This is a genomic window from Pseudomonadota bacterium (assembly GCA_010028905.1).
In the GTDB taxonomy this organism is placed as follows: Bacteria; Vulcanimicrobiota; Xenobia; order RGZZ01; family RGZZ01; genus RGZZ01.
In genome coordinates this window covers 1-3,781 of sequence record RGZZ01000478.1, presented here as the reverse complement: position 1 = coordinate 3,781, position 3,781 = coordinate 1, and the positions used below count along the sequence as shown (strand labels likewise).

Here is a 3,781-nt window from a genome sequence, read left to right as displayed (position 1 = left end):
TCCCCTGGTACAACCAAGAGCATCGACACGGTGGTCTCGGCCTTCTCACACCCGCGCACGTTCACCACGAGCAAGCGGCTCGCATCCTCGAGGCCAGAGCGCTCACTCTCCAGGCCGCCGACGAGGCCCATCCTGAACGCTTCGTGCGAAGACCTCCGCAGCCGCTGCAGCTGCCTGCCGCCGTCTGGATCAACCCGCCTGGCGCGACAAGCTCTGACTCGGGGCTACACTGAATTCGAATCGCAAAGTGTCTCAAAACCATTGACAGGTTCCGCCATTCCTCGAGCAGAGCCGCGGCGCCGTGCACGGCCCCCACTGCAGCCCCCACGATGGCGGCGATGGTATCGCTGTGCCAGGTGTCGTTGACGGCGGGCATCAGGGCCTCCCGCGGATCGTGGGCGTGACGCATGGCGAGGTAGAACGCCGACGGAACTGGGTGAATGCGCGCGCCGTCTCGCCGATGCCGAAGATGCGACGCGAGGCAAAGGTGGAGGCAAGAGGCACGGGGAGCAGGCCGTCATCGTCGCTTCAGCGCTGTTGCCGAGGACGTCTCCAATGGACAGACCGATCAGCATGCCCTCGACCTTGTCGCCGGCCGACTACATCGCCCCTCCTCAAGGAGCGCAGGCATCTGCCAGGAGGTTCATCGACGGGGCGACGAACGTTCTTTCGAGCGTGGGAATATCTCGACAGATCGTCGCGACCATGTCGTCAACGTGAGCGCGAACCCTTTGCACGCCGGCATCGATACACCCCAGAGAAAGTCGAGCGTGACCTTCATGAACCGCAATCATCTCCTCGAACTGACCCTGGCCCTGGCCGCCGCCTCCGTCCTCGGGCTGATGGCCCGGGTCGACGCCGAACCATCCGCGAAACCGAGTCCACGCCCCTCATCGTCCGCGCGTCCCCGTCCCGCCAAGAGCGCGACCCCCAGCGCCCGCGCGACCCCCAGCGCCCGCGCGACGCCCAGTCCAGCGCGCACACCCGCCGGCGACAACTGCCCCGCATGCGGGATGGCGGTGCGCAGCCCTCGGTCTGATCGCTTCATCAACACCCTGAACGCCCTTCGCGATGGAAACGATTGACGGGCTCGAGCCCCTCGGCGTAGGGCTGAGCCTTCACCCAGACCCCACTTTCCTCGAGATGGTGATTCCCCTGCTCGATGGGGTCGATTTCATCGAGATCGCGCCCGAGACCGTCTGGTGCGCTCGAGGCGACGGAACGCTCACGTTCAGTGACAGCGCCGACCTGTTCACCCGTCTCGCCCGTCGATTCCCAGTGGCGGCGCACGGCCTCGGACTGTCGCCTGGAACCGTGATGGCAGGCGAACCGAACGACGACTGGCAGCGCCACTGGCTCGAGATGGCGGCCGCCTCGCAGCGGCGCTTCGACTTCGTGTGGTACCTCGATCACCTGGGAGTCGCCCGCCAGGGTGCGCACATCTCGGCCCTGCCCCTGCCCCTGAGCGACGATGTAGCCGAGGTCGAGGCCGTGATCGAGAGCGTCCGCGCCCTGCGCACCGTAAACCCCTTTGCGGGATTCGAGAACGCGGCCTGGTACTTCAAGCGCTGTGTCGATGAACCCGCGCTCGTCGCGCGACTCGTCGAGGAGAGTGGCGCGTGGCTGCTGCTCGACGCGCACAACGTCTTCACTCAATGCATCAACGGCGGAATCGACTGGAAGAGCGTCATCGACGCGCTGCCGCTGCACCGCGTTCTCTGCATGCATGTGAGCGGGGGAAGTGAGAGCGAACCCGAATGGCTGCCGAGCGGCCGCGTCATGCGCCTCGACTCGCACGACGACGCCGTCCCTGACACCGTCTTCGACATTCTCGAATACGCCGCTCACCGCGCCCCGAATCTGCGCGGCATCGTGCTCGAGCGCATGGAGGGAACGTTCGCGGCTGAAGGCGCCGATCGACTCGAGCACGAGCTGCAGCGTCTGCGGGCGATCTGGAACCGCCTGCGACCGAACAGACGGGTCAATGAGCTGGGTGCGCCACCGCACCGTGATCGACTGCCCCAGTCAGAACGCGAGGCCGCGGGCCGCCGACAGGACCAGCTGATTCTCGCCGCGCACGCAGCGAACCCGAGGGCCGTTCTGGGGAACGACGCCCCTCCGCCGACCGAGAGCGACGGCCTGCGTCTTACCGCCCTCATCACCCAGAAGCTGCGCTTCGAGCGACTGCTGCGGGGAGCGTCCGAGTTCGAGAGCGCCTTCGACGCCGATCCCACCGCCTTCGTCAAGACCTTCGATCGATATGCCCGCGAGGTCTCCCCGACAGCCTTCTTCCCCTCGGAGGAACGGGCGCTCTGGGCCGCGTGGAGCGAATCTGGCTCTTCCCTCGGCGCCTCGCCGCCGTAATGCGACCATCTTCTCAGGCCCACGGACCCAGCACCGCAGCGCCATACGCTTGAGGCGCTCCGGACGGCTGCGGTTCCGAGGCTACGCTTCAGACGCCGCGGACGGCTGCAGTGCCGCAGCTACGCTTGAGGCGCTCCGGACGGCTGCGAGATGGCCTGACCCCAGTCGCCCAGCTGTTCAGCGAAGCCCTGGGTCGAAGCAATCTCGTCGCGACCCCAGCTGGCGGACGTGAAACCCCAGTTGGCGACACCGGCCACCCCTCCGAAAGCGACAAGGAGGCCTGGAAGCGCAAGTGGAGGCACCACCATGGCCGCAACGCCCCCTGCAATGCCCAGAGCCACGCCTGTCCAGCCCATCTTGACGCCGCGGTCGACATCAGCCTCAAGCTCAGCCACGCGGGCCTCCGCGCTCTTTGCCACCTCACCGATGGTGGCGCCTTCAAAGCGATCGAGCTCCTGAACGAATGTCATGGGCTGCAGCTGGCCATCCATCACGACCCACTCCGGCCGCTGGGGCACCTTGTTCACCGCCTCGATCAGCGCCGCTCGCGAAATGGCGGCACCGGGCATCGTCACACTTGTCATCTGCTCTCTCCTGACGGATTGGTCGGGCGCGAGCATACGCATTGCATGTTTCCGGAACTCGCAAGGATGTTTCGGTGATGTGAACACCTCGAAAGACGGGCGTGAACTGTCTGGCGAGGTGGGGGGGGAGACGTCGTCACCTGAAGCCTCAGAGCGTGCACGCAGAACAGGCACAGTGATTGACGCTCCTTTGCTGCGAACACGCAGAAAAGCACGAAGCCCGCCTCACGCGGCGTGTTCACGCGCGTGAGGCGGGCTCTCATCGGCACTGCCGATATCTCAGATCAGGGTGAGCCCTTCTTCATCAGCTGCTCGAGCTGCGGGAGTGACAATGCCCCCACCTTCTGCTCGACAACCTTGCCATCTCGCAGTACCACCGTTTCCGGGATGTACTGCGACTTCTTGTAGGGCTTCATCTTGGCCGACAGGTCAGCGTCGTCTGAGTTGACGCTGATGATGGTGATCTTCTTGCCGTATTTCTGCTCAAACTGAGCAAACGCGGGTGCCATGACCCGACAGGCGCCTCACCAGTTCGCGTAGTAGTGGATGACCGTCACGCCCTTGGCGCTGACAATAGACTTCGCGGGCGCTGCCGAGGCCGACGAAGCCAGATACGGAAGCACGAGACCGGCAAGCACGAGCACAAGGCTCAATGCACGCCGACCGATGGTCCGATAGTGCATGCGGAAGTCTCCGTTCTTCAGGTTGGGATGAGCCATGGTTCGAGCGGCGAGCGGACACTCCTGTTCGAAGCGCCCGTGCGCCGGAGGCTGGCGTGGACCCTGCTTCGCGACCAGCCTCTCCGGTCGGTTCAGCCCCCGCACAAAAAAAGC

General features: G+C 65.2%; 5 protein-coding genes and 1 pseudogene. 2 read left to right on the top strand and 4 right to left on the bottom strand.

Annotation, left to right across the window (positions count from 1 at the left end; genetic code table 11):
• Window positions 1-271: 271 nt before the first annotated feature.
• Window positions 272-442: pseudogene (locus EB084_21460) on the bottom strand (ADP-ribosylglycohydrolase).
• Between the two features lie 328 nt (window positions 443-770).
• Here EB084_21460 and EB084_21455 point away from each other — a divergent pair.
• Both EB084_21455 and EB084_21450 read left to right on the top strand, forming a co-directional pair.
• Window positions 771-1,085, top strand: coding sequence for a hypothetical protein (locus tag EB084_21455; protein ID NDD30832.1), 315 nt, complete (start codon window positions 771-773; stop codon window positions 1,083-1,085).
• The gene (locus EB084_21450) at window positions 1,072-2,364 is read left to right on the top strand and encodes a DUF692 family protein (protein NDD30831.1); all 1,293 of its coding nucleotides are present in this window, start codon (window positions 1,072-1,074) and stop codon (window positions 2,362-2,364) included. Before EB084_21455 ends, EB084_21450 begins: the two co-directional genes overlap by 14 nt.
• 119 nt (window positions 2,365-2,483) lie before the next feature.
• Here EB084_21450 and EB084_21445 read toward each other — a convergent pair whose 3' ends face one another.
• From EB084_21445 to EB084_21435, 3 genes are all read right to left on the bottom strand, one after another.
• Window positions 2,484-2,948, bottom strand: coding sequence for a hypothetical protein (locus EB084_21445; GenBank protein ID NDD30830.1), 465 nt, complete (start codon window positions 2,946-2,948; stop codon window positions 2,484-2,486).
• A 284-nt stretch (window positions 2,949-3,232) separates the two neighbouring features.
• The gene (locus EB084_21440; protein ID NDD30829.1) at window positions 3,233-3,457 is read right to left on the bottom strand and encodes a thioredoxin; all 225 of its coding nucleotides are present in this window, start codon (window positions 3,455-3,457) and stop codon (window positions 3,233-3,235) included.
• 15 nt (window positions 3,458-3,472) lie between these two features.
• Window positions 3,473-3,781, bottom strand: a 309-nt coding sequence (locus EB084_21435) for a hypothetical protein (GenBank protein ID NDD30828.1), incomplete at its 5' end; no start/stop codon positions are given.